Consider the following 26,222-nt stretch of genomic DNA (forward strand, 5'->3'; position numbering starts at 1 on the left):
CATCCCATCAGATCGTCGGCAACCCCCGCTCCACGATCTTGCGGACGAGGTCGCGGTTACGCGGCAGACCGGCCAGCAATCGCCCGGTCTGCACGTCATTCTCCCGCCGTGCCCGCTCGGCGGTGACCGTCTCTGCGACCAGACTGCCGGGCGCGATCTCGGTGCGCTGCCCCATGCCGTAAAGGACATATTGATAGCTGGCCGAGGGGAAGACCTCCTCCACCCGATCGAACTCGTCATGCATCCACGGCGCCTGATAGCGCCATAGCTCCATCAGCGCCTGCAACCGGTCGGGCATCGTCTCTGACCGACAATTGTCGCGCCAGAAGTCGCTGTCGGTCCGCTTGGTCAAGGAATAATGGAGCTTGAGGAAATCGACGATCCGGCCCCAGCGATAAAGCGTCGTGTCGTTGAACCGCTTGGCAACCGTGTCCATCACCTCGCGACAGGCCGGCATCTGCTCGGCAATCAGCTTGGCCGACAACTCGATCAGGACGATGGCGGACGCTTCCAGTGGTTCGAGGAACCCGGCCGCCAGCCCGACGCCGACGCAGTTGCGCTCCCAGAACCGCTCGCGGTGGCCGGCCCGGATTTTCAACTCGCGTACCGGCAGGTCACGCCCCGCCTCGCCCAGATAGGCGCGCAGCTCGCGCTCGGCCTCGTCCCGACCGATATGGCTGCTCGAAAAGACATGCCCTACGCCGCGCCGGGTCGGCAGGCCGATATCCCAGATCCAGCCCGAGGATTGGGCGGTCGAAATGGTGTGCGACGCGATCGGCGCCTCGGGGTCGTCATAGGGGACCTGAATGGCAAGTGCGGTGTCGCAGAACAGCACGTCGTTCAGCGGCTTGAACGGCACCCCCACCGCCTCGCCCAGCAGAAGCGAGCGAAAGCCGGTGCAATCGACGAACAGGTCGCCCGCCACCTCGCCGGCCTGCGTGGTGCGCACCGCGCGGATGTCGCCGTTTTCGCGCTGCAGCACCTCTTCGACATCGGCGAGTATATGGCGCACGCCCAGTTGCTCGCAGCAATGGCGGCGCAGGAAATCGGCGAACTTCCCGGCATCGAGATGATAGGCGTAATTCGCCAGCGCCTCATATTCGGGGGTTGCGATGGTCTTGGGTGCAAGCCCCGCGTCGCAGATGCGTCCTTGCGGCGTCACCGCGTCGCAGAAGCTGCCGTCCTCACCCGCGGCCAGCCAATGGGTCGCCAGGTTCACCTGGGCGAAACTCTGCGGCAGCATCAGCGGATGGTAATAGCCGTCATCGGCCGCACCGGTCGTCCAGCGGTTGAACCGCGCGCCCTGTTTGAACGACGCGTCGCATTCGCGGAAGAACGCCGTCTCTGACACCCCCATTTTGCGCAAGGTGGTACGCAGGGTCGGCCACGTCCCTTCCCCCACGCCGATGATCGGCACGTTGGGCGATTCCACCAGTGTGACGGTGAAGCCATGCGGTCGCCGCCCCTGATGCCGCGCGGCGATGACCCCCGCTGTGAGCCAGCCGGCGGTCCCGCCGCCGACGATCACGATATGCTGAACAGGCTGAACCATGGTTGGAGAAGGTCCAAAAGAGAACGGGGATGTCAAGCCGAAGCCCGACATCCCCGCATCATGCTATCGTCAGAAGCGATAGCGTGCGCCGAGCGTGAAGCGCCGGCCATAGTCGAACACGTCGAGCAGCTGGTTCTTGAACCGACCATGCGTGCTCTGCTTGTTGTTGTTGAGGTTCAGGATTTCCCCGAACACCGAGAAGTCCTTGGTGACGTCATAGCTGCTGGTCAGATCGATCTGGAAGCTCTGGTTCACGAAGGTCGGCTCGGCACCATAGGCGCCGGTGTTCTGGTTCTGCCCGAAGCCCGCCAGATATTCGTCGCGCCAGTTGAGGGCGGTACGGATCTGGAAACCGTTCTTGTCGTAGAAGCCGACGAAGTTGGCCGAGTTCGCCAGACCGGTCACCGCAAAGCCCGTCTGCGAGATGTTGGTCGCATCATAAGGCTTGTTGGTGTTGACCAGCGTCGCATTCGCCTGGAAGCCGAAGCCGCTGTCGCCGAACACCTGCTGCCAAGCGATTTCGACGCCGCGTACCGTCGCGTCCGGACCGTTGACCTGTGCCGAGATGGCGAAGCTGGCGGGCTGGCCCGTCGTCGGGTCGACCACCCCGTTCACCGTCTGCCGCGTCACGCCGCCGACGATGAAGTTGCTGACGTTCTTCAGGAAGAAGTCGACCGCCAGATACGAGTTGCGCTGGTAGTACCATTCCGCCGCAACGTCGAAATTGTCGGCCAGATACGGCTTCAGATTGGGGTTGCCGCCGCTGCCCGACAATGCACCGACACGCTGGCCGACGCCGATACCCAGGACCGGGTTGAGCAGGTTGAGGCCCGGACGGGTCAGCGTGCGCGAGGCATCGAAGCGCAGTTGGAGCTTGTCGGTCACCACCAGGCGCATGTCGAGCGAGGGCAGCAGATAGGAATAGCTGCTACCACTCGACACCGGCTGCGTGTCGGAGAAGCCGATGGTCAGCAGCGTGGGGTCCGAGGTGCTGCGGGTGATCGACGTCGGCTGGCGCCCCTGACCCGTCGCGCTCAGCCGCGTATTTTCGTTACGCAGGCCAAAGGCGAGGTGAAGCGGCATCTCCGCGACCTGCGCTTCCACGGCCGCGCTGAAGAACAGCGACCAGGTCTTTTCCCGGACGGCCAGGATGCTCGACGGGTCGACCGCCTCGGTGAACTGGCCGGTAAAGCCGTTGACGCCGCCGGTATAGTTGAAGCCCGGTACGGTCTGCGCCTGCGGGTTGCCGAGACTGGTCAGATAATTCTGATAAGCCTGGGGGCTGTAGATCAGCACCGACGGGGGCAGGCTGCCGGCGAAGCCGGGGATGAAGTTGTTGAGGCTGATCGAGCCCTGATAGAGGCTGGAAGGCAGGGGCGAAACGCCACCGCCCTGGCCCGATGGTGCACCATAGCCCGAATAGGCCTGCCAGAAATTGTTGGTGAAGGTGCTGCGGTTCAGGAGCCGGAAGCTGTCGTCGACATACTGACCGCCCGCCTTCAGCGTCAGATTCTCTTCCTTCCACGTCAAGACGCCGCGGAATTGCTTGAGCTCGTCGGTATTCTCCTGGGTCTGATTAACCGTGACGTGCGAGCCGATGACCGTCGGGTCGGCCCAACGCGATGCATCCCCGGCGGGGCCGAAGTTGCTGATCGTCGGGAACGCCTTGTTGCTGTCACCCGTGATGTCGAAACCCAGATTGGTACCCAGGCGCCCGCCATAGCCGATGTCGCCGTTCGTGCTGCCGATAACACCGCCGGGGTTCAGCCAGCTCTTGGCATAGGCGCCGTCCGCCTCGACCGTCAGCTTTTCGTTGACGTCCCATTTGACGTTCAGGCCGGTCTGGTTGGTCTGAAGGATCTGGCGATTATGCGCGGTGACGAAGTCGGTCGGCGACCCCGCCTGGGTGAAGCTGATCGCCGTACCATTGGCGTCCTGCTTGACGTTGCGCAGCGCTTCCTGGCTGAACCATACGCCAAAGCCATAGACGTCGGTGTTGAGCGTCTGGCGCGAAAAGTTGTTGTCCAGCGTGACCATCACCTCGTTCGAGGGATGCCATTGCAGGGCAATGCGGCCATCGACGCGCTCGTCCTGCACCCGCTGCTGCTCGGCGCCATATTGCTGCGGGAACCAGCCGGTCAGGCTGCGAACCTGGCTGGGGGCAGCCGTGGTATCATTGGTGGGAGCACAGACCGTCGCAGTGCTGCCCTGCAGCTGGCAGGGGGCAAAGCCGTTGCCCGGCCAACCCGAAACGAAGACGCGATTGGTATCGGTATCACGCCGCGTATAGATGAAGCTCGACAGGATACCGAGCGTATCATCGGCGAAGGTGTCGCTGACCAGCGCGCCGATCGTCGGCACGACATGGCCCGCGCGGTCCTGCAACGAGCCCGAGGCGCTGACCGCAGCACGGAAGCCGGGATGATCGAACGGCTTAGGGAACTGGATATCGACGGTCGCGCCGATCGAGCTCGACGCCAGCGACACGTCGGGCGTCTTCAGGACGCTGATGCCGCCGATGAAGTCCGAGCCGACGGTGCTGAAGTCGATCTGGCGCCCGCCGGTCGCGGTCGAGATGCGGCGGCCGTCATAAAGCGTCGTGTTGAAGTCGCCGCCGAAGCCGCGAACGGTGATGCCGGTCGGCTCGCCGCGTGCGCCGGAGCGCTGGATCGACACGCCGGGCAGGCGCTGGAGAGATGCCGCGACGTTGGAATCGGGAAATTTACCAATGTCTTCGGCAGAGATCGCGTCGACGACGCCGGTCGCAGTGCGCTTGATGTCGAGGTTGCGTTGCAGCGAGCTGCGCAGGCCGGTGACGATGATGTCTCCGGTCGTCGCCTCGCCTGCGGGAGAAGGGCTGTTGTCCGCTTCGCTGGGGGCCGTCGCCTGATCCTGCGACGTTCCGGCTTGCTGCGCGGTGGTGGTGTTGGCCTGGACCGGCACATCCGGGCGAACCGTGCCGCTGGTCTGAGCAAAGGCCGTGCTCGGCGACACCATGGCAAGCGCCATGAGCGGCGAGACACCCGCCATCAAGGTCCGGCGCGAAACCAACGCGGCCACAAAAGCAGTGCGAGCCACCATTTTCCCCTCTCCTCTGTTTATCATGTCATGCGCGATCGGCGTTGCACCGCCGTACCGCTTCTTCGATGACAGCATGTTAGCGTTATAATAAACGCTTCACAAGCCATTTGTCAGAGCGGAGCAGACGGGTTATCCGGATGGCTTGACGGCAGTGCCGCGGGACGGACACAGTCCCGGCATGACGACCCTGTTCGCGCCAAGATGCGCCAGGGCAAGAGGGGACGAAGGGACCAACCATCATGGCCGAAATGGAATTACTCGATAGCGCACGTCATGCGGCCCTGCGCGTCTCCGCAGCACCCGATGCAGGCCGTCACTTCGTTCAGCTGGTGGCGGAGGAATTCCTGCCCGCCGCGCTTCATTATCCGATCCTGCTCGCGCGCCATCCCGAAACGGGCGACCTCTATGCAGGCGCCCTGATGGGGCTGGTGCCCGACGAGAATCTATGTCTCGGCCCGAACGGCACGCTGGTCGACTATCGCCCCGCTGATCTCGTACGCCAGGGCTTCTACGTTTCGGGCGAGAATATCGCGATCGACGTGCACCATCCCGCGCTGACCCAGGCGGAAGGCGCCACCGTGTTCGACGCCGATGGCGGCCCGGCTCCGGCGCTTCGTCGGGTGCAGGCGGCGCTTCGACAGCTTCATGTCGGCCTGCCGGAAACGGAAGAGTTCCTGCGCCGGCTGGAGGAACACAAGCTGATCGAGCCGATCGACCTGAATTTCCAGTTCGACAACGGCGAAAGCTTGCGCCTCGATTCGCTCTACACGGTCAGCCTGGATGCATTGCATGCGCTGCCGGATGCGACGGTACTCACGCTTTTCCGCGCGGGTGATCTGCAACTTGTCTATGCGATCACCGGATCGGTCCGGCATATCCCGACGCTGGCACGCCGCCGCAATGAGCGACTGAGCGGCCTGATCCAATGACCGAGGCGCCCATCGAGATCGACCGGGCGGCGCTCGACGGGCACGATGCCTTTCGACGCATGGTGGTGGATCCGTGCCGCCCTGTCGTCATTCGGGGCGCGGTGGCGGACTGGCCATTGGCGCAGATCGCGGCGTCGGAGGACGGGTCGCTGGCCGCCTATCTGGCGCGCTTCGATGCGGGTCGGCAGGTCGAAGCCTTTGTCGGCGATGCGGCGATCGCCGGGCGCTATCAATACAGCGAGGACCTGTCGGGCTTCAACTTTCGGCGACAGGCCATGCCGCTGGGCGACGCGGTGCGGCGTATCGCGGCAGGGTCGGACAGCGAAACGTTGTATGTCGGATCGCTGCCGATGGCGGTGGCGCTGCCCGGGCTCGCGGAAGACAATGCCCTCCCCTTCGCGCCCCCGGGCGTGGCTCCGCTGATCTGGATCGGTCATGCGTCGATCATCGCGTGCCACTATGACATGATGGACAATATCGCCTGCGTCGTGGCGGGGCGGCGAACCTTTACCCTGTACCCGCCCGATGCGATCGGCGACCTCTATGTCGGGCCGATCGACCACACCATGGCAGGGCAGCCGGTCGCGCTCGCGGCAGAAGCCGCACCCGGCGACCCACGCTATCCCCGATTCGAACAGGCGCGCCACCGTGCCGTCACCGTCGAGCTGGGGCCGGGCGACGCGCTCTACATGCCCAAATTATGGTGGCATCGGGTCGAGGCGACCGGGGCGCTCAACATCCTGGTCAATTACTGGTGGGACGCTTTCCCGGTCGGGCCGGACCAGCCCTTTCCAACCCTGTTGCTGGCGATGAGCGCGATCGCCGCCCGGCCGCCGGCCGAGCGGGCTGCTTGGCGGGCATGGTTCGACCATTATGTCTTCCGCCCGGACGGTCACCCGCTCGCCCATCTCCCGGAAGAACGCCATGGGATTTTGGGGGAGAGCCCGGCCAATGCCAAGATGGTCCGAGCCCATGCGATGCGAATGCTGCGTGGCGGTTAAAGGGGGCTGAGCGTCACCTCCTCGACCACCACTTCGGGATCGACCAGCCATAAGATGACGCGATGCTTGCCCGCCGAAAGCGCGGGCAGCGCGGTGGAGGCAGCACGCCGATTTTCGATCACCGATCGGCCCCAGCGCTCTTCCGTCTCACCTTCCATCAGGTTGAGGATGATCGGCGCGCCATCGTCGACCGACACTGCGATCCGGTGCTTGCCCCCGCCCCGCACGTCGAGGCCGGGTGCTGTGACCACGCCCAGCGTCACCGGGCTGCCGCGCGCCCAGTTCACGTCATAGACGATATGCGGGCTGTCCCCACCGGGCCGCTCGATCACGGGCACGGTATTCGGCGTCGCGACCATCGCCGCGCCCTCGGCCGTGAAGCCCGGCACGCGCTGCCATCGGATGCCGCGCCCGTCGACCGCCCGACCGGCATCGGCGGCGATCCGAACCGGCGGTTTCGGCGCGACCGGCGGCAGCGGGAGCGGCTTCTCGATGGTCGCTAGCGCGGGCATGACATCGGTATCGGGCTGCTGCCAGCCGGTATAGCCGATATGCGTCTGGGCCATCATGCTGGTCCATTTGCCGCCGGCCGTTTCGACCTCATAGCGGCGGCGGATCACAGCGTCCTGGGCAAAGTAACCCCGCGCAGCCTCGGCGAAGCGCCTCGCCTTGGCGGCATCTCCTGCCTGCGCCGCCGCCCGATTGGCCGCGACCGCCTCGTACAGACGGTGGAGGTTCGTCATCGCTTCGATCCGGTGGAGAACCAGCTCGTAATAGGCGTCCTTCAGCCCGGCGGCCAAAGTCGGTCCGACCCGGCGGGCCTGCGCGTCCAGCGCGTTCCACTCGCCCAGCACCCGCGCCCATTCGCCATCGGTATAGCCATAGGTCGTGGCGTCGATCAGCTCGGGCTTGCGACGGCTGGCCAGTTGGCCATAGCGGGTCAGGAGTGTACCGATCTCGGCTCCGTGGCTCGCGCCGAACTGCTCGGATGCCCATCTCGCCGGATAGGCCTGCATCGCGGCCAGACCCATGCGCTTGGGGTTCCACGCCATGTCGAGGAAGAAGCTGATGGGATATTCCATCGGCTTGAGATCGCCGACATTGACGATCCAGAGCCGATCCGCGCCATAGTCATCGGCCATCCGCATCTGTTGCCACACGCGCGGAATCGCGTTGGTATCGAGCCATTTGTAGTTTCGCGGACCGCCGACATAATCGAAGTGATAATAAACCCCCGCCCCCCCGGCGCGGCGCGCCCCGATCGGCGGCAGGCGGCGGATATTGCCCCAATTGTCGTCAGCAAACAGCAGGGTCACGTCGTCGGGCACGCGCATCCCCTTGTCGTAATAATCCTGCACTTCCTTGTAGAGCGCCCAGACCTGCGGTGTCTCGGTGGCGGGGCGCTTGGTCACGTCGGCGATGATCTTTCGCTGGTCCCGGACGATCCGCTGGAGCAGGTCGATTGCGGTGCCCTCGGTCATTGGCTCGTCGCCGTCGCCGCGCATCCCGATGGTCACGGGGTCTTCGGCCCTGCCGCGCCGTTCGATCCCCTTACGCCAAAAGGCCCGCAGCGCGGCGGCGTTCTTCGTATAGTCCCAAGGGCCGCTCCCCTCGCGCTTCCAATCGGCCTGCGCGCGTTGCATGGGTTCATGGTGCGAGGTGCCAAGCAGCACGCCCATCTCCTGCGCCAGCGGGGCGGAGGCGGGATCGTCCTCCCAGAGCGACTTGCCCCACATGGCGGGCCAGATGAAATTGGCCTTGGAGCGCAGCAGCAGGTTGAACACCTTCTCATAGGCCAAATGGTTGACCCCTCCGAGCTTCGTCCGTGCCCAGTTGCCGAAGCCCGGCTCCTCGTCATTGATGAAGATGCCGCGATATTTGACCACCGGACGATCCGCGACGCGTCCCGCCGTCAGATACAAAATTGGGTGACGCCGCGCAGGGACATCGGCCCACCAGGTCCAGGGGCTGACGCCCACTTTGGCGCTGATGTCGTACAGACCGAAAATGGTGCCGCGCCGATCCGACCCGGCTATGACCAGGGCACGGGCAATACCAGGCGCAGGGTTGTCGACCACCTGCTCGACATAGCCTTCCCACTGACCCGCAAGGCCGGAGACATCGAGCTTGCCCGCCGTCACCAGTGCATCGATCACTGCGCTGTGGCCGAGCGTTCCCGCGATGATCGTCGCATCGCCGGATACGTCCCTGGCCAGGCGGACATCGCCGCCGCCGACGGCCTTCAAGTCCGCGACCAAATCGGTCGCAGCCCGTGCCACGCCGGGCTCGTCACGCGCATCGATGACGATGGTTGCCACGCGCCCCGGCGTCAAGAGCGACAGCGCCCCCGGCATCGCACGCTTGCACGCCACGACCGGCCCGCTGCAATCCGGCGCAGCCCAGGCAACACTGGGGATCAGCGCCGTCAGGGCCGCCGACAGAAACAGGTCGCGCATCGTCTCTCTCCTGGCCCCGTCCTTGATAAGGGGCGTTCTTCATTGGATTTCCCCCCCGTTATCGCTACCATAGAGCCAAGCCGCAAGCGCGGACCGACGAAAGGGAGAGGATGGCCATGACGCCTTTCAGCCAGTTTTACCGGGCCGCCGGTCTGATCGCGCTCAGCGTGACGATGACGGCCGCGGCGCCCATAGGCGATGTCCGCTGGATACCGGCCTGGGGCTCATCCCAGATGCGGATAGACGGGCCGAACGCCGACAAGCTTGCCAAGGCCGGGCCAGCGACCATTCGCCAGATCGTCCACCTGACCGCCAGCGGCAGGACGCTCCGCCTGCGACTCTCGAACGTCGCAGGCACCACGCCGCTGAAGATCGGGGCAGCCAGCATCGGTCTGGCGACGCCAGGCCGCTCAGAGGTGCCAGCGATCCTGCCAGTACGCTTCGACGGGGCCGCCGAGGTGATCGTGCCGCCGGGCGCGGAGCTCTATTCCGATCCGATCCCCCTCCCCGTCGAGGCGGGACGCGATGTGGCGGTCAGCCTGTATTTCCCTGAAGCCGTTACCGCGCCGACCGGCCATTCGGGCGCGCGTTCCAAGACCTTTCTGGTCGCGGGCGACGCCACCGCGCGCACCACCCTGGCCGACGCCCAGACGATCGGCGGCTGGTGGCACCTGTCGGATATCGAGGTTCGCGATGCCGTACAGAAGCAAACGGTCGTGACGATCGGCGACTCGATCACGGACGGTTACGGCATCACCGACGACACCAATACCCGCTGGCCCGACGATCTCGCACGCCGGCTGGCGGCGTCACCCGCCACGCGGACCTTCTCGGTGGTCAATGCCGGCATCGGCGGCAACCGGGTGCTGCTCGACGGGCTAGGCCCCAATCTGATGGCGCGTTTCGACCGCGACGTTATCGCGCGGCCGGGCGTCACCCATGCGATCCTGCTGGAAGGCGTGAATGATCTGGGGGTGATGACGCGCGAGCATCCGGTTGACGCCGTCACGCACCAGCAGATGGTGCGCCGGATCACCCAAGCCTATCGCCAACTGGCCGAGCGCGCCCATGCGCATGGCATCCGCCTGATCGTCAGCACGATCACGCCGTTCCAGGGCAGCGAATATTATCATCCCGGCCCCGAAACCGAGGCGGATCGACAGGCCATCAATCGTTTCATCCGGACGGCGGGAATCTTCGACGGCGTGGTCGATTTCGACCAGGCGATACGCGATCCGGCCAAACCCGACCGACTGCTGCCCGCTTATGACTCGGGCGATCACCTTCATCCCAGCATGGCGGGCTATCGCGCCATGGCGGCCGCGATCCCGCTGTCACTGTTCACCCGCCGCTGATCAGAAGGTGGCGTCGAGCCCGATGCGAAGCGTGCGCGGCCGCAGCGGCGTCACCTGATCGCGCCCCGTCGTAAAGGGCGTGCCCAGCGCGAAGCGGTTGCCGCGCACGTCGGCGAGGTTGGTGATCCCCGCCGTCACGCCGTAACGGCCCAGCCCCAGCCGCGCGGTGACGCCGCTGTCGAGATAGCTGCCCTGACGCTCGCCCAGGACCGGGCCGACGCCCAGCCGCGACGATCCGACATAGCGCAGCCAGCCATCGACGCGCAGATCGCGCCCGCCCGCGAGCATCCGGCGATAGACCGCCCCAGCCCGCCCGGTGAAGCGCGCAATATTGGGGATTTGGCTGAGCCGCGCGAGGATGGCGGCCCGGTCGGCAGACTGTCCGTCCATCAGCGCAAACACCTGCGCGCTCGACGGCTCGTCGATGCGGCTATCATTATAGGACACCGCGCCCTCTACCCTCAGCCCCTCGGCGATACGGAAACCCGCCAGCGCCTCGATGGTCCAGAGCTGGCCGTCGCCGATATTGGCGGTGCTGGGCAGCCCGGTCGCGTCGATGAAATCGGCCTGGATGTCGCGCCATGCGGTATGCGCCAGCGTCAGCGATCCGTCGAAACGATCGCGTCCCGGTCGCCCGGCACGCAAGCCCGCCTCGATCGTGGCGACCCGGTCGTTGCGGAAACGGCGGACCAGCGGCCCCTCGATCGTGAGTCCGCCGGGCCGGAAGCCCTGCTGATAGCGCAGGAAAAGCTGCGCGCCGGACGTCAGGTCGATCAGCGCGGAGGCGGATGGCAGCAGGATGGTCTGCGCCCGCCGCGCCGTGACCTCGCGCAGCCTTGTCAGGGCCTGAAGGGACAAAGCGAGCGGCAAATCCTCGCCCGCGCCGTCAAGCACCGAGCGGGTGACGCGCAGGCCGCCGGTGGTCAGCAGGCCCGGTAACAACCGCAGGCTCGCCTCACCATAGAGCGTCGCCTCCTCCACCGTGTTGACGACGCCGGTGCGCGGAAGCAGCTGGCCAGGCTCGCCAAACAGCCGGGTCAGGCGGGTGCGGTTGTGGAGATAGCTGAACCCTGCCAGCCAGCCCGACCCGTCGGGGGCGGAATGCCAGGCGCGGGTCTCGTTGGCCTGCATCCGCGTCGCATTGGCTTGCGCGAAGAGCTGCACCGGGCCGCCCGGCGGGGTGGCGTCATAACGCTCCATCAGATCGTGCGCCGTGATGCCGCTGCTGGACCGTAATCGCACCTGCCCGATCTGACCCGACAGGATGAGTTGGGCCTGTCCGAAATCCGCCGAAAAACCTTCGGTCACGGGGGCGGAGCGGGTCAGTGGCGGACCATCCCGATCGGCATATTGGCTGTCGGCACCGCGAATGCGCTGGCCAATCCCGACCGCCTCGACGCTCCAGCCACCGCCCAGATCCGCCTTTACCGCCGCGCGGCCCCCGAAGATCCGGGTCCGGTTGACATCGGTGCGGCCGAGCAGCGGCTTGTCGATATAGCCGCCCTCGCTGGCGCTGTCGGCGACCAGGCGGATCGCCACCCGGTCGGCGATCACCGGCAGGTTTAGCACCGCTTGCGCGTCAGCGCCCGGCGCACCGTTGGTAGTCGCCGAGCCGCCGAGCATTGCCGATCCTCCCGCGCGGGTCGGATCGGGCGCGTTGGGCACCAACCGGATGAGGCCGCCCAGTGACCCGGCGCCGTAAAGCGTGCCCTGCGGCCCCTCCAGCACTTCCACCGCTGCCAGATCGGCAAGCCGCAGATCGGGGTCGGGCGCATTGTAGCTCAGCCGCAGGTCGCCGAAATACTGCCCCACCGTCGCCTGGGTCGGGCCGGTGAAGCTGGAGTCGGCGATGCCCCGGATAAACAGCTTGTTGCGCCCCGCGCCCAGATAGGTGGAGGCGATCGCCGTCATCCGATCGGCCAGCTTTGATGTACCCCCTGCGCCGCCCAGTTCCAGATCAGCCCCCGCCACCTGCACCACCTGCCCCGCGAAGTGATCGCGGGTCGTGTCGCGCTTACTGGCGGTGACAATGACATCCTCGCCCTGCACATCGGCAGGGGGTAGACGACGAGGGGGCGGCTTCGGAGCGGGCGAGCGGAGGCGGGGGGTCAATCGCCAGCTTCCCGGCCCCAGCGCCTCGACCCGCGCACCGCTGCCGCGTGCGATGGCGGCCAGCGCTTGCTCGACTGACAAGGCCCCACGCAAGCGGGGCACCGGACGACGCCACAGACCGGCGTCGGGCACGACGATATTGGCCCGCGCCGCCCGGCCCAGCGCCATCACCTGCACGCCGACGGTTCCGGCGGGCAGGTCGAGCGAGACGCGATCGGCGGCGGTCGCGGGTATCGCCGCCACCACCGCCATCACGCATCCGATACCACCCCCGACCGGTCTCACTCGCGCGGTTCCAGCGTCCAGCCTGATGCGACCCGCCGCACTTTCACGTCCATCAACGGCCCGAGCACCGCCGGATCGTGGCGCACTGCTTCCAGGTCGATCGTCCCCCGGAAGGGCCGCGTGGCGATGGCGGCCGCGACCGTCACCGGCTGGGCGAGGAAGCGCGACACATCCTCCGCCACCATGCCCAGCGGCGCCCCGTCAAAGGCCAGCCTGCCCTCGCGCCAGCCACCGACCTCATCGGGCTGGACGGTGGAGCGGATCAGTCGATCGCCTTCGACCGTCACCGCCTGCCCGGCGTCGAGGCGAAGCGCGGCGCCTTTGGGGTCGACCATCACCGCGCCTTCCGCGACAGCGACGCGGGTCTGCTGGCCCAGCCGCACGTCGAACACGGTACCCAGATCAACCAGCGCGACCGCCCCCGCCTGAACGGCAAAGGGGTGCCGTGCGTCATGCCGCACCTGAAACAACGCCTCGCCGCGCGACAGCATCGCCCGGCGCGGTTCGGCATGGTCCAGCTCGATCCGGCTCAAACCCGCCAGCGTCACGACGCTGCCGTCCGACAGCGGAATGCGGCGTGTCTGCCCGGCGGCAGTCTCGATGGCGTAGGGCTGGGGCCGGTCCTGCCACGCTGTCACGCCGATCGCCCCGACCAGCGCCGCCGCCACCGCGCCACCGATCCAGCGCAATGGTCGGCGTCGCACGGGTTCCGGCTCGATCGGGACAGGCACGTCGGGATGCGCGGCCAGCGCCTGCTCGGCGTCGAGCAAGGTCATGGCCGCCCGGTCGTACCGCTCGGCATGGCCGGGATCGGCCTCCAGCCAGTCGGTGAAGGCGTCCCAGTCGGCCCGCGCCGGATCGGCCATGCGCAGCGCCCAGTCGATCGCGACCGTATCGACGCCGTGCATGGGGGAGTTGCGGTCCTGGCTCATCCGATCCGTTCCTTCAGCGCGGCCAACGCATGGGCCGCCATACGGAGATCGCTCTCGATAGTGCTGATACTGACACCCAGTTCGGCCGCCACCTGACGCTGAGCGATACCGTCGACCCGGACGCGGCGAAATACCGTGGCTGTCCGCTCGCCCAAGCCCGCCAGCGTGGCGGCAACCTGTTCGGCGGTCTGGCGCGCCGCCACCGCGCGTTCGGTGCCGGGGGGCGCTTCGGGGCCTTGCCCCTCGGCCCAGTCCTGCTCGCGCAGCTCCGCCTGCCGCCGCGACCGATAGCGATCGATCATCAGCATGTCGGCGGCGCGGTAGAGATAGGCCAGCGGATTGGCGATCGGGCCGTCCATCCGGCCTGCGACCTTCAACCACAAATCCTGCACCAGATCTTCCGCCGCATCGCCCGCTCCGCGTGCCGTCAGGAAACGGACGAGCTTGTCGCGATTGGCAAGGAAAACGGCCTCAAGCCCGGTGGGCGGCATGGTGGAAACCGGCAAAATCAAATGGGAGTGCCGTCGTTTAGACGAACCAGCCTCCCGTGAAAAGGAGCCCCACCGGGACGCAAGGTGGGGCTCCCGTCGCCCGCGCACGCTACAGGGGGGATGCACGCGGACGAACCCCGTCAAAAGGCGAATTGCAAGGCGGCGCGTGCCGACAGCGCGACGTTGCCCAGCCGCTGTTCGGCATTTACTTCGCCGCTCAACCGGATTTCGCTGGTGCCGGTGATCGCGCGCACGCGCCCGACCCAGCCGCCGTCGCGGGCCTCGGGGTCGAGGATGAAGGGCGTGCCGTTGCCGAAGCTGGCGACCGTGCGGCCCAGCGTACCCGCGATCCGCTCGCGCCGACCGCCTTCGATCTCCAGTCGGCTCCACTGCGAATAGCGGTCATTGCCACCAAAGTTGATGCCCGCTGCAACGCTGGCGGTCAGCGCCAGTTCGTCGCTGGTCCGCTTGCGCACCGTCAGGTCATAGCCGGTGCCGCCGCCCGCCTCGCGATAGCCATCCTCGTTCAGCCGGTAATAGTCGACCGCCAGGATGGGGCGCACGTTGAACTGGCCGACCCAATGCTCCCACGAGACCGAGCCCGATCCCGAATAGAGCATTCCCTTCCAGTCGGCGGTCGCGCGGCGCTGCACCGCCTCGGTGCCGACCACGCCGTCGAACTGGCGCTGCGAGTCAAAGGACAGGAAGGCCGCCGAGCCACGTGCCTGCGCCGCCAATGCACCCCAACGGGCACGCCAGAAGCCGGCCAGCTCATATTGGCTGTGGTTGACGCGGTTGACCGCCGAACCCTCATTGTCGCGGCCGCTCATATAGGAGAGCGAAGCCCCGAAATTGCCCGCATCGGTCTTGTGCTCGATGCCACCGCTGACACCCCAGCCGCGCACGTCATAGCTGCGGGTCGAGCGCGTGCCCTTGGACGCATCCCAACCGAGCGGGGTCAGCCAATAGCCCCATTTGCCTTCCTCGCTGAACTCGCCCGCCGGTTCGCGAAGCTGCGCGGCGGCGGCGCGCGAGGCCAGGGTCACGCCCTCGAACACGCTGCCGGTATAGTTGGGCAGCATCTGTTCGACCGCACCGCGGAAGGCCGCGCCGTCATAGATGCCCCGGATCGCGTCCGACAGCTTGGCGTCGCTGCCGATCGCCGCATCGATCGCGTCGAAGGCGCTGACGCCCGCGTTGCTGAGGCCCAGTTCGGTCTTGGCCTTGCGGCTGACCTCGACCGCGATCTCGTTGGATTGCGCGGCAACGATCGCGCCCTTGTAAAGGAAGGGCATGGCCGAGGGCGCGAGCGTCAGGTTGCTCGCGCCCGTCAGCGTGCCCGAACGCAAAACGACATAACGGCCGGTCACGTCGGTTCCGCCCGACACCCGCAGCGCCAGCTGGCTGTTCGCGCCGATCGTCGTCGCACCGCCCACCTGGATCAGATTGCCCGTCGGATTGGCCTTGTCGAGCGCGACGCTCAAGATCGATTGGTCGCCCAGGCTCAGCGAGGCGATGTTGGTCACGCCAGTGGCCGCGAAGGTGCCACCGCCATTCGCGACCGTGACCGCGACATGGGCGGCATTGGCAAGCCGCCCCGAGAACACCCCCTTGCCGGTGATCGCCACCAGATCCTGGCCTTGCCCGGCAAAGTCCGCCACGCCGTTGAAACGCGCCGTGTCCGCGATGGTCAGCGTGTCGGCGCCGGTTCCGAAGGTGGCGGTGCCCGCATAGGTTCCGGTGCCGCTCATCTCCAGCCGGTTGTTGCCCGTACCAAAGCCGACATCCCCGCTGACCGAGCCCGCGCCGATCTGAAGCCGGTCGTCGCCGCTGCCGAATCGGATGGCGCCGGTGATGCTGGGCGCGGCGGCTCCGGTGGCGGGCGCGATCTGACGCACGACCGCGCCGCTGGTGTTCGCCGACAGGTCGATGGCGACGCTGCGCGAGCTGTCCGCGCCAGCGCCCGCGATCGCCCCGGCGTTCTCGACCAGGGTCAGGCCGCCGGTACGGTCGAGGATCGCGGTGGCGTTGGCCGACGCGGACGACGCCCGGATCGATCCGGTGTTGCGGATCGTGGGCAACGAAGCCCCCGCTTCGATCAGAACGGCGCTGGTCAGCACGCCCGGCGCGCCGCCCCCGGTCGCAGTGATGCTGCCGCCGTTGCGCAGTTCCGGCGTCGAGGCTCCGGCTCCGAACCGTATCGCGGTCGCCTCGGCACCGTTGGCGGTCGCCTGCACCGTACCGCCGATCGCGACGCCCTGCGCAATCTGGACGTTGCCGCCCAGGCCACCGATCGCCAGCGCGGTCGAGCGGATGCCGCTATACACCCCGACCGACGTGATGCGGCCGTTCACGACCAGTCCGGGCGCCGGCGTCGTCCCGCCAGTCGCGCCGATCACGACCGCACGGGTTGCCGCTCCGATCTGCATCGTCGGGGCCGCGCCGTTGGTGATGAGGTCCGCCGCCTTGCCGGTCGCATTCCCCAGCGTGACGCCGCCGGCGACATTGCCGCCGACGACCAGGGCCGATCCGCCCTGGAGCAGGTCATCCGGGTCCAGCTTCGACACATCGGCGGGCGGCGTCGTGTAGCGATAGCCGGTCGAACCGATCCCGCCCTCGATGTTCAGCGCGCCGCCGATATCGCCGTCGACCCGCGCGCCGACCGCGCCTTCGCCGACCGCGACGATCGAGCCGCCGATGGTGACATTGCCCGACACCGCGCCCGTACGCAGGCCGACCGAGCGATCGCCCAGCACGTTGATCTTGCCCGACTGGACCAGATTGCCGGTCAGCGGCCCGTTGAGCGCGATCCCGGCGGAATCATTGCCCTTGATCGTGATCTCGCCGCTGTTGGTGATGTTGCCCGTGAACGCGCCGGACGTGCGGATGCCGGTCCGTCGCGCCCCTTGCGCAAAAGGGCCGTCCAGGTCGCCGTCCTTGTCGATATCGACGGGCGTATAGGTCTCGTCGATGATGATCTTGCCGCTGTTGGCGATTTCGCCCGTCACGCCTGCGGCCGCACCGATGCCGATCGCATCATTGGCGTCGGTCGTCTGGATGGTCCCGGCATTGGTCAGCTTGTTGTTGCTGTCGATGGTGACGGCAGTGCCGCTGCCGGTCGTCACCACGCTGCCCGCCGCGACGATGCTGATGTCGGCGGCAGCCCCGTTATTCACGGTTGCGGTGCGGACGGGCGCGGTCCGCTTGGTGTCGATGACGGTCTGGGCCGAGGTGGCCGTCCCCGCCGCCAGGGCAAGCGTGGCGGTCGAGGCGAAGAGCAGGCGATGCACGGATAAGGTCCCCTTTATGTGCCTTTGTCCCTCCAGACGGAGCCGCCCCGCCGAAACCTTGCTGCCCAGATTAAAATTTTGTCAGGTAGCCTCCGGGTGTTGACGATTGCAGCGCGCAGGATCAGAGGGCGGCGCAGGCGCGGGAGCCCCCGCGTCGTTCCAGAAAGCGAGAACATGTCCAGCGACAGTTCCAGTAGCGCCGCACGCCTCGGGGTCGTCCGCTAGTTTCGCAACTGGCTTTCGTCCGCCCCGGGTCGTGCGGACGAAAGGTTTGAAATGGTCAACGATCTGATTGCCGGCGTGGCCGCCGGTTTCCGTTCCTCCCGGCGCGGCCTGTCCATCGCCGATCTCGTCGATACGTTGCAGTCGCTCCCCGTCGAGGAGGCAGCCGACGCGCTAACCCAGATGCCGGACGCTCGCGCCGTAGCCGTGCTCGACAGCCCGGAACTGCGCTGCGCTGCCGATATCCTGTCGCGCCTGGCCCCGGCCCGCGCGGTCGCCCTCCTTTCGCAGATGTCCGAGGACCGCGCCGCCGACGTGCTGTCCGACATGGAGGAGGAAGACGCGGCCGCGCTGCGCGCCGGGCTGCCTGCCACCGTGCGCGCCTCGATCGAGACTTTGCTCCGCTGGCCGCCTGACAGCGCGGGCGGCATGATGACGACCGAATATGTCGCCTGCCCGGCCGAAGCGTCGGTTGACGAGATACTGGCGCATATCCGCACCGTCGAACGGAGCCGCGAAACCGTCTATTCGGTGTTCCTGCTGGAACCGCAGGGGCGGCTGGTCGCCACCGTCTCGCTGCGCCAGTTGATCGCCGCCGAGCCGACCTCGCGCGTGATCGACCTGGCGCGCGGCCATGACCCGATCACCGTCGCGCCGACCACCGACCGCGAGGAAGTCGCGCATCTGATCCGCCGCCACGACCTGCTGGCGCTGCCCGTCGTCGACGAACAGGGCCGCCCTATGGGGATCGTCACGGTCGACGACGTGCTCGATGCGCTCGTCGCCGCCTATACCGAGGATACGCAGAAGTTCGGCGGCGTCGAGGCGCTCGACGGCCCCTATCTGGAAACCGGCTTCCTTGCGATGATCCGCAAACGCGCCGGGTGGCTCAGCATCCTGTTCTTCTCCGAGATGCTGACCGCCAGCGCGATGCAGCATTTCGAATCCGAGCTGGAACGCGCGGTCGTGCTCACCCTGTTCATCCCGCTCATCATGAGTTCGGGCGGCAATAGCGGCAGCCAGGCCACATCGCTCATCATCCGCGCGCTGGCACTCGGGCAGGTCCGCCTGCGTGACTGGTGGCGGGTGGCGCTGCGCGAACTGCCCGCGGGCATGGCCCTGGGTGCGATCCTGGGCCTGCTGGGCATGGCGCGGATTGCGCTGTGGCAGACGCTCGGCTTCTATGATTACGGACCGCATTGGGTGCTGGTCGCCACTACCGTCGGCACCGGATTGGTCGGCATCGTGACCTTCGGTTCACTGGCGGGCTCGATGCTGCCCTTCCTGCTGCAACGGATGGGCTTCGACCCGGCGAGCGCCTCGGCCCCGTTCGTCGCAACGCTGGTCGATGTCACCGGGCTGGTGATCTATTTCACCATCGCGCTGGCGATCCTGTCGGGGACGTTGCTGTAAATCCTCCCCGTGCCGGGGAGGATGGTCAGCGCTGCCAATAGCGCACGTAATCCACCTTCATCGCCTGGGGCAGCGCGGCGTCGTCGACGCCCTTCTGCCCGCCCCAGTCCCCGCCGACCGCCAGGTTCAGGATCAGCGAATAGGGCCGGGTGAACGGCCAGGCCGCCGCGCCGCCCGGCTGGTCGTTCTTCACCCGCATATAGGCCCGACCATCGACCCCGATCGTAATCGTGTCGGGCGTCCAGTCCAGCTGATAGCGGTGATAGTCCGTACAAGCCCCCGCCACGCGCACCTCGGCACCGCGCTGCGTCTTCAGCCGGTGGTTGAAGGCGGCGGAATGGACGGTCGCGTGGATCACGTCGGGGTTCCATCCGACCATTTCCATGATGTCGATCTCGCCTCCGTCGGGCCAGCGCGATCCATCCATGGGCAGCAGCCAAATGGCGGGCCACATGCCCCGTCCGCAAGGCAGCTGCGCGCGCACCTCATAAAAACCGTAGCCCAGGGTCTGCTGCGTCACCAGCTTGGCCGAGCTATAGCGCTGGCCGCCCCAATCGGGCTCGTTGCGCAGCGCCTCCGCCCGCGCCTCGATGACCAGCGCGCCTCTTTCGATCCGGGCGTTGGTCCGGTCCGGCCCCGCATAATATTGCAGCTCGTGATTGGGCCAGCCCGTCTTGTTCTGGCTTATGTCCCAGCGCCAGCGGCGCCTGTCGATCGTCTTTGCAAACTCGTCGCCGAACGTAGGGCGGGTGGCGGGTGCGGTCATCGCGCCGCCAAAGGCATAATTGGTTGCGCCAAGTGACGGGGCTTCCACCTGCTGGGCGGAAGCCCCGCCGGTGGCCAGCAACGTCAAGCCCGCCAGCCACCAAGCCATTCGTTGCATTTCCATCCCTCCCGAGCTTTTGGGAAGGATATAAGCCGATTGCTGGACGGACGCCAAGCTGGCCGGATCAGCCCGCGATGGTGAAAACCGAACCGGAATCGATGCGGAGCCCCGCCCCGTTGATGAAGCTTGCGCGCTCTGAGACCAGGAACGCGACCGCGGCGGCGACCTCCTCGGGCCGGCCGCGCCGCTTCAACACCATGCCGGGGCGCTCTTCGTCCAGGAAACTCGCAATCGCCTCGTCAAAGCCGACGCCCTTTTCCTTGGCGCGCTTTTCCATCATCGCATCCGTCATCGGGGTCGCGATGAAGGCAGGCGAGACGGTGTTCACCAGCACATTGTCTGGGCCGTAAGCCTTGGACAGTCCCTTCGCCAGGCTGAGGATGCCGGCCTTCGCGGCGCAATAAGGAAGTTCGTCGACATAGGGCTGCACCGCATCCTCCGAAGCGAACAGGACGATGCGCCCCCAGCCCTTGGTGCGCATCGCTGGGATCGCCTCGCGGCACATCCGCACCGCGCCCATCAGATCAATGTCGAGCGTGTCCTGCCAGCCCTTGTCATCGATCTTCAGAAAGTCGCCCGTCGCCCCCGTCACGCCCGCCGCGTTGATGTAGATGTCGGGATCGCCGAGCCGTTCGCGCACCATCGTCCAGATGTTCCGCACCTCGTCAGGCCTGGTGACATCGCCAGCGATCGCGATCACGTCCCCCAGCGGCAACAGTTCTTCCATCGCCTGGTCCAGCGTACCGTCCGGCTTGTCGGTCAGGGCAACCCGGACGCCCGCCTCCAGCAACAGGCGTGCAGTTTCCTTGCCCATGCCCGAGTCCGCTCCACTGATCAGCGCGATGCGCCCCTTGATACCCAAATCCATCGTCTCTCTCCTTGGGCAGTGCAGCCGGTGCTCGGGTGATGTCGATCATCGATAGAGATCAACCGTCCCCGCGATGAAGTGTCAAAGTCCGCTACGGTTCCGCCAAGCTGCCCCGATAAGTCTTTGATCCAGGCCGGAACGGGCGTTCCTCCTGCCCGTTCCGAAAAGTCCGCCGTCTTTGCTGGAGTGCTGTTCGTTGCGCATATTGTCCCACGCCGAGATCGCCACCATGCCCCCCTCCCGTGACGGACCCGCGCCGGCGCTGGGCGTGGCCGAGCTGGTAGCCGGCGCGGCAGAGATACTCGACCGGTCGGACATCCTGCTTGCCGTCACCGACGAGGCGCGTGCGCTCGGCGTGACGCGAATGCTCAGCGCAATGTCCCCCGACGCGACCATCCTGTTCTGCCCCGGCTCCGACGCGCTACCGGGCGACGACGCCCCGGCGTCCCCCGCCAATGTCGGGCAGCGGGTGTCGGCGCTGCATCGTATCCAGATGGCTTTGGCTGCGGAGGACCGCGGCCGCATTGCCGTCGTCACGTCCGGCGAGGCCCTGGCGCGCGCGCTGCCCCCGCCCGAGACCTTCGCCGCCGAGCCGCCCCGCGTCGCACTCGACGATCCCTGCGACCTTGCCGAGCTTCACGCGATGCTGCTCGACCTGGGCTATATCGCCGATGAGCGGGTCGACGAGCCCGGCGAGGTGGCGCTGCGGGGCCAGGTGCTCGACATATTTCCCGCCGATGCCGAACAGCCGCTGCGCATTGAGGTCGGCGATGGTCGGATCATCGCGATCCGCTCCTACGATGCGGCCGACCAGCGCAGCACGGGCGAGATCGAACGGCGCGAGCTGGGTCGGGTGGCCGAGCCGCCACTCGGCACGACACCGACCAGCCTGCTCGACCATCTGCCCAGTGCTTGCGTCATCATCGAGCCCGCCGCCGATGAGCGTCGGCGCCGTCTGCTGCTGTTGAGCGCCGATGTCGCCAGACGGGGTTCGAAGCGTGTGGCACGCGACATGCTCGCGGATGACGCCTGGCAAAAGGCGCTTGGCCAGCGCGAAACCTCCACCATAGCGCGTCTGGCCGAGCCACCCGCGCGCTTTGTCGAAAGCCGCGCGCCCCTGCGTGATTTCGCCGCCACCGCCCGTGCGGCGATGAAGGAGGGCGGCCGCGTCGTCCTGATCGGCAGTGAACGCGACCTGCGCTTTCTGGGCAAACGCTTCGACAATGTCCTGCGCAAGACTGCAACCCGCGTCGCAAGCTGGCAGGAGATCGCGAAGGCCAAGGCCGGATCGCTTCTGACGCTCGCCGCTCCAGCCGGGCGCGGGTTCGCGCGCGACGGCATATTGGCGGTCAGTGCCGCCGATCTGCTGGGCAGCCGGGCCGAACGCGAAGAAGGAATCGCGCCACGCGTCGACCTGTCGTTGATGCAGACCGCCGAGATTCGCGTTGGTGACACTGTCATTCACGAGGATCACGGCATCGCCACGGTGACCGGACTGCAGGCGATCGATGGCCAGGATGGCGTCACGAGCGACGCGGTCAAACTGGAATATGCGCGGGGTGCCACGCGCCTGGTCCCCATTGCCGAAACCGACCGGCTATGGCGCTATGGCGGGGAGGACGACGCGGTTCGCCTCGACACGCTCGACGGGAAAAGCTGGCATGAACGACGCCGCGGCATAGACGAGGCGATCGCCCAGACCGCCCGCCAGCTGACCGAGATGGCCGCCGAACGCGCCGGACGCCATGCCCCGGTCCTTGATCCCCCGGTCGCCGACTATGAACGGTTCGCGGCCCGCTTTCCGTACAGCGAGACGCCGGACCAGCTGACCGCGATCGAGGCGGTGCGGGCCGACCTCGCCTCCGGGCGCCCGATGGACCGGCTGGTGGTCGGCGACGTCGGCTTCGGCAAGACCGAGGTCGCCCTGCGCGCCGCCGCCATCGCCGCGCTGGCCGGGCGACAGGTGATCGTCGCCGCGCCGACCACCGTGCTGGCCCGCCAGCATCTGGACAGCTTCGCCACCCGGTTCGAGGAGGCAGGCATCGCCGTCGCCGGGCTGTCGCGCCTGTCGACGCCCGCCGAGAAGCGCCGGGTCAAGGCGGGTCTCGCTGACGGCAGTATCCGGATCGTGATCGGCACCGGCGCGGTCGCGGCCAAGGGTGTGACGTACAAGGATCTGGCCCTGGTCATCGTCGATGAGGAACAGCGTTTCGGCGCCGCCGACAAGGCGCGTCTTCAAGCACTGTCCTCGGGCCACGTCCTGACACTATCCGCCACGCCCATTCCGCGTACGCTCCAGGCCGCGCTGGTCGGGCTGCGCCAGCTGTCGATCATCGCCACGCCCCCCGCCCGGCGCCAACCGATCCGCACCGCTGTCTCGACCTTCTCACCCGAGACGCTGCGCGCCGCACTGCTGCGCGAGCGGTCGCGCGGCGGGCAGAGCTTCGTCGTGGTGCCGCGCATCGCCGACATGGCGCCGCTCGCCGAGAAACTCGCCTGGATCGTGCCCGAGCTGGAGGTCATGCAGGCGCATGGCAAGCTCCCCGCCGCCGAAATCGATGACGTCATGGTCCGTTTCGGACGGGGGGACGGCGACGTGCTTCTGGCAACCAACATCATCGAGGCGGGTCTCGATGTACCGCGCGCCAATACGATGGCGATCGTCCATGCCGACCGCTTCGGCCTGGCCCAGCTGCATCAGTTGCGCGGTCGGGTCGGTCGCGGCCATCGGCGGGGCCAGGTGCTGCTGTTCGCCAAGGGCGAGGATGCCATCGCGCCGCGTACCCTGAAACGCCTGCGCACGCTGGAGGCTTTCGACCGGCTGGGTGCGGGCTTTGCGATCAGCGCGCGCGACCTCGACATGCGCGGCGCGGGCGATTTGCTGGGCGAAACACAGGCCGGGCATATGCGGCTGATCGGCGTCGAGCTGTATCAGCAGTTGCTCGAAGACGCGCTGCGCACCGCGCGCGGTGAGACGGTCGAGCGCTGGACACCCGAACTGCGCATCGGTGTCGAGGGTCGGCTGCCTGAGACATGGATACCCGACGAGGATCTGCGCATCTCGCTCTATGCCCGGCTGGGACGACTGCGCGACGATGCCGCGCTCGATGCGTTCGAGGCGGAGCTGGAGGATCGGTTCGGCGAACTGCCCGAGGATGCCGCGACGCTGCTGATCCTTGCCCGGTTGCGCGAGCGGATGCGGTCGCTCGGCATCGCGCGGATCGATGCGGGGCCTGCTGCCATCGCGCTCACTCCGCATGGCCGCGATACCGATCTGGGCGGCCTTGAGGGGCTGGAGGAGAAGGACGGGCGCTATCTGCTAAAGGAACGCCTCGAAAGCGCCGACGACCGGCTCGCGCGGCTGAGCGAGTTGCTGGCTTGATCGAAGAAATTGGCGACAGCGCCCATGCGGCGTAGAGCCGCGCGTCAGAACGAAGAGGATTTGTGTCATGGCTTTCCCCGATCCCTATACCGCCGACCCCGCGCGCTATGACGGCCGGATGCCCTATCGCCGGACGGGGCGCAGCGGGCTGAAGCTGCCCGCGATCAGCCTGGGGCTGTGGCAGAATTTTGGCGGGACCGACGTGTTCGAGACCGGTCGCGCGATCCTGCGCCGCGCATTCGACCGGGGCGTCACCCATTTCGATCTCGCGAACAATTACGGCCCCCCCTACGGCTCGGCGGAGGAAAATTTCGGGCGCGTGATGGCCCGTGACTTCGCCGCCCACCGCGACGAGCTGATCCTGTCGACCAAGGCGGGCTGGGACATGTGGCCGGGGCCTTATGGCGATATCGGTTCATCCAAGAAGTATCTGATCGCCAGTTGTGACCAGAGCCTCAAGCGCATGGGCGTCGACTATGTCGACATCTTCTATTCGCACCGGGTCGACCCGACCACGCCGCTGGAGGAGACGATGGGTGCGCTGGTACAGCTCCACCGGCAGGGCAAGGCGCTGTATGTCGGCATCTCGTCCTATGACGCGGGTCTGACCCGGCGCGCGGCGGCGATCCTGGCTGAGGAGAAAGTGCCGCTGTTCATCCATCAGCCGAGCTATTCGATCCTGAACCGCTGGATCGAGCGCGATCTGCTGGCGACGCTGGAGGAACTGGGGACGGGCTGCATTGCCTTTTCGCCGTTGGCGCAAGGAATGCTGACCAGCAAATATCTGAACGGCGTGCCTCAGGATGCGCGCGCGACTCGGGGCGGGTCGCTTTCGCAGTCACTGCTGACCGACCAGAATTTGGCCGCCACCCGACGCCTGAACGAGATCGCGGCGGCGCGTGGGCAGACTCTGGCGCAGATGGCGATCGCCTGGGTATTGCGCGATCCCCGCGTGACCTCGGCGCTGATCGGCGCACGGACGGTCGAGCAGCTGGACGACTCGCTCGATGCGGTCGCGCGGCTGGACTTCACCGTAGAGGAGCTGGCCGCGATCGACCAGGCAGCGGACGATGGCGGCATCAACCTTTGGTCCGAATCCTCCGACATCGCCGAACTGCCGGCTGCGCAAGGAATACCGGCCTGAATAGGACGATGTACCCGGCCTCGGGGGGCGGGCGCATCACCCTTAAACGACAGCGCCGTTACTTGGCGGCGCTGGTGACTTCGCCCTGTCCCTGAGCAGAGACCAGCGCGCTGCCCGAGCCCGTGACAGCGCCACTGGCATTGGCGGCGCGCTCGGTCAGGTTGGAGACAGCACCCCGCGCCCGGTTGCCGACCGCCCCGGCGGTGTCGCGTGCCCGCCCGGTGACATTACCGACCGTGTTAACCCCGCGTCCCGCCACATCGCGCACCGCATCGGTGCCGATCAGCTGGACATCCACGCCGCCGCCGACGGTGCCCGAGGCCGAGCCATTGGCGCCGCCCGACTGGCTACCGACCCGTGTCGCGCTGTTCAGTGTCGAGCTGCCGGCGGCTTCCCCCGAAGCCGCTACTCGGCCACGGCGCAGGTCGACATTGCGGTCGCCCCGCACCGAAGCGCGCGTCCGGGTCGCCATGTCGGTCGCGGTGCGGCCGCTCTGGCTCGCGCCGTTCAATGTGCCGTTCGCCCCGCCGGTCAGGCCGCCAGTGACACCGCCGAGCCGGCCCGCCAGAGCGCCACCGCCGACCAGGCCACCGCCGCCACCAAGCAGCTGGGCCGAAGCGGGCATCGCGACAAATGCCGCAGCAAGGATCGCGGTGCCGGAAAAAAGGTTCTTCATCATCGTTCTCCTTAACTTCTGGAGAGACAACGAGAGGCACGTCCGATTTAATCCCTAGGGTCAGGACCCATTGATGTGAGCGTCGCGATCTGATTCAGGCTCCGTGAGGAGACTGGTAATGAGCGACCTGTTTTGGCTGACGGACGA

At 67.1% G+C, this 26,222-nt stretch carries 16 protein-coding genes; 6 read left to right on the forward strand and 10 right to left on the reverse strand.

What is annotated here, in order from left to right:
• Positions 1–7: 7 nt before the first annotated feature.
• Positions 8–1,552, reverse strand: coding sequence for a tryptophan halogenase family protein (locus GGR45_RS06990; protein ID WP_175312060.1), 1,545 nt, complete (start codon positions 1,550–1,552; stop codon positions 8–10).
• Positions 1,553–1,621: 69 nt separating this feature from the next.
• Positions 1,622–4,633: a TonB-dependent receptor gene (locus tag GGR45_RS06995; protein WP_175312059.1), complete on the reverse strand. Its 3,012-nt coding sequence runs from the start codon at positions 4,631–4,633 to the stop codon at positions 1,622–1,624.
• A 248-nt stretch (positions 4,634–4,881) separates the two neighbouring features.
• On the opposite strand from GGR45_RS06995, the gene GGR45_RS07000 reads away from it, so the two are divergent.
• On the forward strand, positions 4,882–5,562 hold the full coding sequence (locus GGR45_RS07000) for a SapC family protein (protein WP_175312058.1): 681 nt from the start codon (positions 4,882–4,884) through the stop codon (positions 5,560–5,562).
• The gene (locus GGR45_RS07005) at positions 5,559–6,563 is read left to right on the forward strand and encodes a cupin-like domain-containing protein (RefSeq protein WP_175312057.1); all 1,005 of its coding nucleotides are present in this window, start codon (positions 5,559–5,561) and stop codon (positions 6,561–6,563) included. Before GGR45_RS07000 ends, GGR45_RS07005 begins: the two co-directional genes overlap by 4 nt.
• Here GGR45_RS07005 and GGR45_RS07010 read toward each other — a convergent pair.
• On the reverse strand, positions 6,560–9,019 hold the full coding sequence (locus GGR45_RS07010; RefSeq protein WP_175312056.1) for a glycosyl hydrolase 115 family protein: 2,460 nt from the start codon (positions 9,017–9,019) through the stop codon (positions 6,560–6,562). The genes GGR45_RS07005 and GGR45_RS07010 overlap by 4 nt on opposite strands.
• 116 nt (positions 9,020–9,135) lie before the next feature.
• Here GGR45_RS07010 and GGR45_RS07015 point away from each other — a divergent pair, with 116 nt between their 5' ends.
• Entirely contained in the window at positions 9,136–10,374 is a 1,239-nt protein-coding gene (locus GGR45_RS07015; RefSeq protein WP_175312055.1) for an SGNH/GDSL hydrolase family protein, read from the forward strand.
• On the opposite strand, the gene GGR45_RS07020 is transcribed toward GGR45_RS07015, so the two are convergent.
• The 4 genes from GGR45_RS07020 to GGR45_RS07035 form a co-directional block, all read right to left on the reverse strand.
• Positions 10,375–12,738 carry a TonB-dependent receptor gene (locus tag GGR45_RS07020; RefSeq protein ID WP_175312054.1) on the reverse strand — a complete coding sequence of 788 codons (2,364 nt, stop codon included), beginning with the start codon at positions 12,736–12,738 and terminating at the stop codon, positions 10,375–10,377.
• Between the two features lie 29 nt (positions 12,739–12,767).
• On the reverse strand, positions 12,768–13,703 hold the full coding sequence (locus GGR45_RS07025) for a FecR family protein (RefSeq protein WP_175312053.1): 936 nt from the start codon (positions 13,701–13,703) through the stop codon (positions 12,768–12,770).
• A complete protein-coding gene (locus GGR45_RS07030; RefSeq protein ID WP_175312322.1) occupies positions 13,700–14,194 on the reverse strand; it encodes an RNA polymerase sigma factor in 495 nt (164 codons plus the stop codon). The genes GGR45_RS07025 and GGR45_RS07030 overlap by 4 nt, the downstream gene beginning before the upstream one ends.
• A 140-nt stretch (positions 14,195–14,334) precedes the next feature.
• A complete protein-coding gene (locus GGR45_RS07035; RefSeq protein WP_285138781.1) occupies positions 14,335–17,484 on the reverse strand; it encodes an autotransporter outer membrane beta-barrel domain-containing protein in 3,150 nt (1,049 codons plus the stop codon).
• 276 nt (positions 17,485–17,760) lie between these two features.
• Between GGR45_RS07035 and mgtE the strand changes: the two genes are divergently transcribed.
• Positions 17,761–19,119 carry a magnesium transporter gene (mgtE, locus tag GGR45_RS07040; RefSeq protein WP_175312052.1) on the forward strand — a complete coding sequence of 453 codons (1,359 nt, stop codon included), beginning with the start codon at positions 17,761–17,763 and terminating at the stop codon, positions 19,117–19,119.
• Between the two features lie 25 nt (positions 19,120–19,144).
• Here the strand turns inward: mgtE and GGR45_RS07045 are convergent, their stop codons facing one another.
• Positions 19,145–20,002 carry a glycoside hydrolase family 16 protein gene (locus GGR45_RS07045; RefSeq protein WP_175312051.1) on the reverse strand — a complete coding sequence of 286 codons (858 nt, stop codon included), beginning with the start codon at positions 20,000–20,002 and terminating at the stop codon, positions 19,145–19,147.
• 67 nt (positions 20,003–20,069) lie between these two features.
• Positions 20,070–20,873, reverse strand: coding sequence for an SDR family NAD(P)-dependent oxidoreductase (locus tag GGR45_RS07050; RefSeq protein WP_175312050.1), 804 nt, complete (start codon positions 20,871–20,873; stop codon positions 20,070–20,072).
• Between the two features lie 196 nt (positions 20,874–21,069).
• On the opposite strand from GGR45_RS07050, the gene GGR45_RS07055 reads away from it, so the two are divergent.
• Together GGR45_RS07055 and mgrA are read left to right on the forward strand one after the other, a co-directional pair.
• A complete protein-coding gene (locus GGR45_RS07055; protein ID WP_175312049.1) occupies positions 21,070–24,255 on the forward strand; it encodes a helicase-related protein in 3,186 nt (1,061 codons plus the stop codon).
• A gap of 67 nt (positions 24,256–24,322) precedes the next feature.
• Entirely contained in the window at positions 24,323–25,399 is a 1,077-nt protein-coding gene (gene mgrA / locus GGR45_RS07060) for an L-glyceraldehyde 3-phosphate reductase (RefSeq protein ID WP_175312048.1), read from the forward strand.
• Between the two features lie 58 nt (positions 25,400–25,457).
• On the opposite strand, the gene GGR45_RS07065 is transcribed toward mgrA, so the two are convergent.
• A complete protein-coding gene (locus tag GGR45_RS07065) occupies positions 25,458–26,075 on the reverse strand; it encodes a hypothetical protein (protein ID WP_175312047.1) in 618 nt (205 codons plus the stop codon).
• Positions 26,076–26,222: the final 147 nt, after the last annotated feature.

Origin of the sequence: Sphingomonas zeae, from assembly GCF_014197135.1 — a bacterium.
Lineage (GTDB): Bacteria > Pseudomonadota > Alphaproteobacteria > Sphingomonadales > Sphingomonadaceae > Sphingomonas > Sphingomonas zeae.

Coding starts and splice junctions, on each gene's coding strand:
- GGR45_RS07065 (WP_175312047.1), bottom strand. CDS start 26,075: ATGAAGAACCTTTTTTCCGGCACCGCGATCCTTGCTGCGGCATTTGTC.
- GGR45_RS07030 (WP_175312322.1), bottom strand. CDS start 14,194: ATGCCGCCCACCGGGCTTGAGGCCGTTTTCCTTGCCAATCGCGACAAG.
- GGR45_RS07025 (WP_175312053.1), bottom strand. CDS start 13,703: ATGAGCCAGGACCGCAACTCCCCCATGCACGGCGTCGATACGGTCGCG.
- GGR45_RS06995 (WP_175312059.1), bottom strand. CDS start 4,633: ATGGTGGCTCGCACTGCTTTTGTGGCCGCGTTGGTTTCGCGCCGGACC.
- GGR45_RS07000 (WP_175312058.1), top strand. CDS start 4,882: ATGGAATTACTCGATAGCGCACGTCATGCGGCCCTGCGCGTCTCCGCA.
- GGR45_RS07015 (WP_175312055.1), top strand. CDS start 9,136: ATGACGCCTTTCAGCCAGTTTTACCGGGCCGCCGGTCTGATCGCGCTC.
- mgtE (WP_175312052.1), top strand. CDS start 17,761: ATGGTCAACGATCTGATTGCCGGCGTGGCCGCCGGTTTCCGTTCCTCC.
- mgrA (WP_175312048.1), top strand. CDS start 24,323: ATGGCTTTCCCCGATCCCTATACCGCCGACCCCGCGCGCTATGACGGC.
- GGR45_RS06990 (WP_175312060.1), bottom strand. CDS start 1,552: ATGGTTCAGCCTGTTCAGCATATCGTGATCGTCGGCGGCGGGACCGCC.
- GGR45_RS07010 (WP_175312056.1), bottom strand. CDS start 9,019: ATGCGCGACCTGTTTCTGTCGGCGGCCCTGACGGCGCTGATCCCCAGT.
- GGR45_RS07005 (WP_175312057.1), top strand. CDS start 5,559: ATGACCGAGGCGCCCATCGAGATCGACCGGGCGGCGCTCGACGGGCAC.
- GGR45_RS07045 (WP_175312051.1), bottom strand. CDS start 20,002: ATGCAACGAATGGCTTGGTGGCTGGCGGGCTTGACGTTGCTGGCCACC.
- GGR45_RS07020 (WP_175312054.1), bottom strand. CDS start 12,738: ATGGCGGTGGTGGCGGCGATACCCGCGACCGCCGCCGATCGCGTCTCG.
- GGR45_RS07050 (WP_175312050.1), bottom strand. CDS start 20,873: ATGGATTTGGGTATCAAGGGGCGCATCGCGCTGATCAGTGGAGCGGAC.